Source organism: Jatrophihabitans sp. (genome assembly GCF_036389215.1).
In the GTDB taxonomy this organism is placed as follows: domain Bacteria; phylum Actinomycetota; class Actinomycetes; order Mycobacteriales; family Jatrophihabitantaceae; genus Jatrophihabitans_A.
Genome location: NZ_DASVQG010000064.1, coordinates 1 through 5,436, shown reverse-complemented (window position 1 = coordinate 5,436; position 5,436 = coordinate 1). Strand labels below are relative to the sequence as shown.

6 protein-coding genes and 1 pseudogene are annotated in these 5,436 nt (G+C 70.8%); 2 read left to right on the top strand and 5 right to left on the bottom strand.

Translation table 11 applies throughout. The features are described from left to right. The 3 genes and pseudogenes from VF542_RS02865 to VF542_RS02855 all read right to left on the bottom strand — a co-directional run. A pseudogene (locus VF542_RS02865) lies at nt 1-350 on the bottom strand (hypothetical protein); the annotation flags it as partial. Between the two features lie 283 nt (nt 351-633). Continuing rightward, nucleotides 634-870: a DUF7455 domain-containing protein gene (locus tag VF542_RS02860; protein ID WP_408650200.1), complete on the bottom strand. Its 237-nt coding sequence runs from the start codon at nt 868-870 to the stop codon at nt 634-636. Nucleotides 871-1,107: 237 nt separating this feature from the next. Continuing rightward, nucleotides 1,108-2,853 (bottom strand): DEAD/DEAH box helicase, encoded by a 1,746-nt coding sequence (locus tag VF542_RS02855; protein WP_408650199.1) that lies wholly within the window; start codon nt 2,851-2,853, stop codon nt 1,108-1,110. A 237-nt stretch (nt 2,854-3,090) separates the two neighbouring features. On the opposite strand from VF542_RS02855, the gene VF542_RS02850 reads away from it, so the two are divergent. Continuing rightward, the gene (locus VF542_RS02850) at nt 3,091-4,095 is read left to right on the top strand and encodes a YihY/virulence factor BrkB family protein (protein WP_408650198.1); all 1,005 of its coding nucleotides are present in this window, start codon (nt 3,091-3,093) and stop codon (nt 4,093-4,095) included. Here the strand turns inward: VF542_RS02850 and VF542_RS02845 are convergent. Both VF542_RS02845 and VF542_RS02840 read right to left on the bottom strand, forming a co-directional pair. Further along, complete coding sequence (locus VF542_RS02845) at nt 4,062-4,292, bottom strand: DUF3039 domain-containing protein (protein ID WP_408650197.1); 231 nt, start codon at nt 4,290-4,292, stop codon at nt 4,062-4,064. The two genes, VF542_RS02850 and VF542_RS02845, sit on opposite strands and share 34 nt — an antisense overlap. 38 nt (nt 4,293-4,330) lie before the next feature. Further along, nucleotides 4,331-4,696, bottom strand: a complete 366-nt coding sequence (locus tag VF542_RS02840; RefSeq protein ID WP_408650196.1) for a DUF3099 domain-containing protein — start codon at nt 4,694-4,696, stop codon at nt 4,331-4,333. 158 nt (nt 4,697-4,854) lie between these two features. Here VF542_RS02840 and VF542_RS02835 point away from each other — a divergent pair. Continuing rightward, nucleotides 4,855-5,436 (top strand): DUF7059 domain-containing protein (locus VF542_RS02835; protein WP_422653740.1); only part of this gene is annotated, 582 nt, incomplete at its 3' end.

Genomic DNA, 5,436 nt, shown 5'->3' with positions numbered 1-5,436 from the left:
AGATGCGGGTCGAACCCCGGTTTGCCGGGCACTTCGAACGCCTGCACCGCGAGTTCGAAGGCACGCCGAAGCGCTGGCTCGGGCACAGCGGCCAGGTAGAGCGAACGATGCCAGGCGAGCTCGCACCGGGTTGCGACGAACCGGGCCTCGAGCGGGTCCAGCAGCTGCGCGACCTGCTCCAGGTTGCCTGCCGCGGCCTCCGCCTCCTGGTCGATGGCGCCGAGGACGGTCAGGTGAGCCGGAAACACGGCGGTACCGTGCACGGCGGCCAGCCGCTCGATCACCGCATCGAGTTCCGCGGCGGCAGCCTGCTCAGGCTGCAGCCACAGCGACACCTGCCGTACCGCCATCCGTGTCCTCCCTCGCGCCGCAACCCACCCCCGCGAGCGGCCCGGCGACCGGCTCGCGAATACCCGATTCCAGTCCCGAGCGAGCTGTTCGTGGCTGAGTGTGCACCGAGTCGACTGCTCTCCGATACCATTCGGCTGCTCTGAGGTACGAACCGGCTGCTCTCAGGTACCACCGGCTGTTCCTCGGATACGAACCGACTGCTCTCGGATACGAAGAAGACCGGCCCTTGCGGACCGGTCTTCATTCGTATCAAGTGGCCTGGACTGGCCCGGCTTTCAGCCGTCAGTCGGGCAGACCCGCGGATCCGGCCGGCACCGGCTGGGATTCATCCAGCCGTTCGGACTCGTCCAGGATCTGGGCGTCCAGTTCACGCAGCTTGGGCGCGTACTCGCGGCCGTGGTGAGCGCAGAACAACAGCTCGCTCCCAGCCGGAAGTGTGACGCGCACGTAGGCCTGCGCGCCACACCGGTCGCAGCGGTCGGCTGCGGCCAGTGGCTCGACGGTCAAGGTGCTGGTCACTGGTCCCTCGTTTTCTGCGACAGTTCTCGCGGTCGACTCACAGACCGGGCCTCTGGTGCTCTGAGACTTATCGTGTCTGCTCACTACATACAACCAGTTCAGGCGCGCCGTAATCCCCGGAGTAACTCAATTGAGAGTTATTACGCGTGTAGCGAACTCCGCGAAACGTTTCGGCAACATGGCCGAGGGTCCGGCCGAGCCCGGATCCGCCTGCCAGTGAGGCGTCGCCGGTGGTGCTCACATCCTGGCCATCAGGTACGCGCGCCGGGATTCCAGCACCTCCAGCGAGGCCGAGGCCGAGGCCGGGCCCGGCACCGCCGCCCGGAGCTGAGCGTGCAGGGCCGCATGCGGGGTGCCGGTCCGGGCTGCCAGCACCGACACCAGCCGGTTCACTTCCCGGCGCAGGTCAGCTGCCGCCCGCCAGTTGCCGACTGCTGGACCGGCGGGCTCGGTCGGTTCCGCCGGCTGGTCGGGCGGGGCATCCGGATCGGCCCGACGGGCCCTGGTCGCTCGCTTGCGCAATTCTTCGTCGCGCCGGGCCAGCAGTTCGGCGGTCTGCTCCGCCGACAGCAGCCCCGGCAGGCCGATGAAGTCGTGGTAGTTGGCGTCCTGGTCGGCGCCCGCGTCGGGTGTGACGGCCCGGCCGCCGTGCAGGACGTGAGCGAACTGGGCCTCGGCCGCCAGCGCCTGCCACTCCTCCAGCAACGCCGACTCCGCCTGCTCGGGCTGCTCCTCGGCAAGATCGTCCACCAGCTCCAGCGAATCGGCCGGCCCGGCCGGTGGCGGCAGCACGTGGTTGCGCTCGTTCTCCAGCTCCGCGGCCAGGCTCAGCAGCGGCCGCACCGCGGGCAGGAACACCGTCGCGGATTCGTGCCGGCCGCGGGAGCGGACCACCCGGCCCACCGCCTGGGCGAAGAACAGCGGCGTGCGGTAGCTGGTGAGCCAGGCGAGACAGGCGGCTCGGGGCACGTCCACGCCTTCGGAGACCATCCGGACGCAGACCGCTATCCGGGCGCCACCGGCCGCGAACCCGGCGATCTTGGAACTGGCCTTCGGGTCGTCGGAGAGGATCAGGTACGGCTTCTCGCCGGTGACCCGTTGCACGATCGAGGCGTAGGCCCGGGCATCCTCCTGATCGGAGGCAAGCACCAGTCCCGCGGCGTCGGGCATGCCGGACTCGCGTAGCTGGGTGAGGCGCTCGTCCATCGCCGCGATCACGTGCGGCACCCAGTCGCCCTTGGGGTCCAGGGCGGTGCGCCAGGCGGCTTGTTCGGTGGACTTGGTGCCAGCCTCGGTCAGCGAGGCGGCGATCACCTCACCGGCCGAGTTGCGCCACCGTGACACCCCGGTGTAGGCGGCGAAGACCACCGGGCGGACCACGTGGTCGCGCAGCGCGTCGGCGTAGCCGTAGCTGAAGTCCGCCGTGGAGACCAGGCCGCCCTCGTCGTCAGGCTCGTAGCGGACGAACGGGATGCGCTCGCCGACCCTGGTGCGAAACGGCGTTCCGGTCAGGCACACCCGCCGCCCGGCACCGGCGAAGGCGTGCTCGACCGCCTCGCCCCAGGACAGCCCGTCGCCGGCGTGGTGGATCTCGTCCAGGATGACCAGGCTGCGCTTGGAGGTGGCGCGGGCCGCGTGCAGCGTCGGCTTGCCGGCCACCTGGGCGTAGGTCGTGACGTATCCGTGCAGGTCGGCCGGCACCGGGCCCACCGAGTTGCCGAGGTCCGGCGCGAGCGCGACCCCGAAGCGTTCGGCGGCCTCGGCCCACTGCGAGCGGAGGTGATCGGTGGGGGCCACCACGATCACCCGGTCGATCACCCGGCGCCCCAGCAGGCCGACCGCGAGGCTCAGTGCGAACGTCGTCTTGCCCGCCCCCGGGGTAGCGGTGAGCAGGAAGTCCTTGCGCGGCTCGGTCTCGTACTTGGCCAGCGCCTCACGCTGCCACAGGCGCAGCCGGGTACCGGTCGGGCGGCGTTCTGGCACTCGACGCCGCCCCCTTCACTGCTCGTCCGGTCCTGCTCCGGCGCGGTCCCGGCAAGAAGTTCCGCCCTGCCCGGCAAGGCTAACCACAGTGCCGCCGGGCCGTCGCGACCAACCCGCGGCGATGTGAGATTGACCCGGCCCACGGCCGGCGAGGTAGCGATGTCATCACGGTGTCGGCGCTCGCGGCGTGTCACACTGCTACCCGACCACCGGGGCTGGGCAGACTAGGGACCTGTGATGAGCCAGCGCACTGTCCGGACGCTGGCGCTGCGAACCGTGTCCCGGGCCTGGAACGACCGGATCCTGGGGCTGTCGGCCGAGGCCGCGTTCTGGCAGCTGCTGTCCTTGCCGTCGCTGTTCCTGGGGCTGCTGGCCGCGCTGGGCTATTTCTCCGACTTGGCCGGGGCGGGCACCGTCGACCGGGTCCAGCAGAACCTGTTGACCACCTTCTCCCGGGCCTTCAGCGCCGAGGTGGTCGACCAGCTGATCGCGCCGGTGGTGCAGGAGGTGCTGCGCGCGGGCCGGGCCGACGTCATCTCCGTCGGTTTCGTGCTGGCGCTGTGGGCCGGGTCCTCGGCAACCGCCACCTTCGTCAACACCATCACGATCGCCTATGGGATGCGCGACCTGCGCGGCGCCGTGCGCAGCAGGCTGCTGGCCCTGGGTATCTACCTCGGCTCGATCGTGGTGGGCGTCATCGTGCTGCCCGCCCTGGTGCTCGGCCCGGCCCTGCTGCCCAAGCTGTTTCCTGAGGGCGCCCGCACGACGGCTGACCGGGTGATCAGCGATGCCTACTGGCCGGTGGTTCTGCTGTTGCTGCTGATCGGGCTGACCAGCCTCTACCACCTGGCGCCACCGCGGCGGCTACCGTGGCGGCGCGGCGTGCCTGGTGCGCTGCTGGCGATGGTGATCTTCCTGGCCGGATCGATCGGCCTGCGGTTCTACATCAACTTCATCATCGACCAGAATCACGCCTACGGAACGCTGGCGGCGCCGATCGCGGCCCTGCTGTTCTTCTTCCTGCTTGCCCTGGGTGTGCTGCTCGGCGCCGAACTGAACGCCGAGATCGAGCAGCGGTCACCGACCACCACCGGAAAGGTGCGCGGTGCCGGACGGGGCTGGAAGCCCTACACGCCGGGCCCGGAACCCGGCCGGCCGGGCGTTGCGCACCCCGGCTCGCCATCAGCTCCGTCAGCCCCCCGGCCGGCTCAGGCCGATCCGCCGGCGGGCAGTGACTCGTAGATCTCCTTGCAGCGTGGGCAGACCGGTGAACCCGGCTTGGCTGCCCGGGTGACCGGAAAGACCTCGCCGCACAGCGCCTCGACCATGGTGCCGAGCACCGCGCTCTCGGCAACCTTGTTCTTGCGGACGTAATGGAAGACCTGATCGCCCTGGTCGGCGTCGGAGGTCTTCGGGGCATCCAGGGTCTGGGTGGTCACGCATTGATTGTGCCATCGTTCGCGAGAGCCGGGTCGGCTCAGATGTCGATGATCCTGGGCTCCGGCGGCTCGGCACGGTCGCCGTCCGCAGGCTGGCCGGAGGTCAGCTGGCGCTGGGCCCGGTCGCCGGCGCCGACGAACCGGCGAAAGCGCAGTTCCTGCTTCGGAGGGCGGTCGTTGGCGATCAGCACGGCAGACCAGGGCAGCACCAGCGCGGCAGCCACGAAGCCGGCCGCGACCCAGCCGGAGAGGGAGAACGTGCTCGCGGCACCGATGATGCACACCGCCCGCAGCGTCATCATCAGCAGGTACCGCCTGCGCCGGTGCTCGAACTCGTCATCGGCGTTGACCGGTGCCTCGGTGATGAGGATCGGCCGGTCGGTGTGGTTTCTCGACGGGCGCACTTGACCATGGTGCCACCGGGGCCGGTTGGCCGGGGTGAGATCGCAGGGTGAGATAGATCGCCGTCGCGATGGGGAATCGCGCGCTGCGGCACGATGATGCTCGTGCCTGCACCGATGATCGTCCTGCTGACCGGCCAGCCGCCCGCCGCGAGGCCGGCATGAGCGTCCAGCCGCTGTTTCCGGCGGCGGTACTGGATCAGCTGGGCCAGGCGGTCCGGGACCGGTTCGGCTCGGTCGCGGTGGCTGAGGTGCTGGGCCTGCCCGGTGAGGCGGCGCTGTCGCGCGGTGACCTCAGCGGTGCCGATCGGCTGACCCGGCACGGTTCGGAGACCGCGACGCTGATCCGGCTGTTCCTGCTGGGACTGCCGGTGCCGCCCGCCGCCGCCGAGGCGGCCCTTCGCCCCCTGCCGCTGGCGCAGGCAGCTGCCGCCGGGCTGGTCGAGGAGGCGGCGGGCCAGGTCCGGGCGACGCTGGACCTGCGGCCGTACTCCGAGACCGGCGGCCCGGACTGGTGGGTCGTCTCCGACCTCGGCGCCGAGGTCCGGCCGGGCCCGTTGCACCCCGAGCACGTGCTGGGGATCGGCTCGGCCGGTCTGACCTTGGCCGAGGCCACCGTGCGCACTCCGGTGCGGCGCGCGCTCGACGTCGGCACCGGCTGCGGGCTTCAGGCGCTGCACCTGTCCGAGCACAGCACGGCGGTGACGGCGACCGACCTCAGCGACCGGGCGCTGCGGATGGCC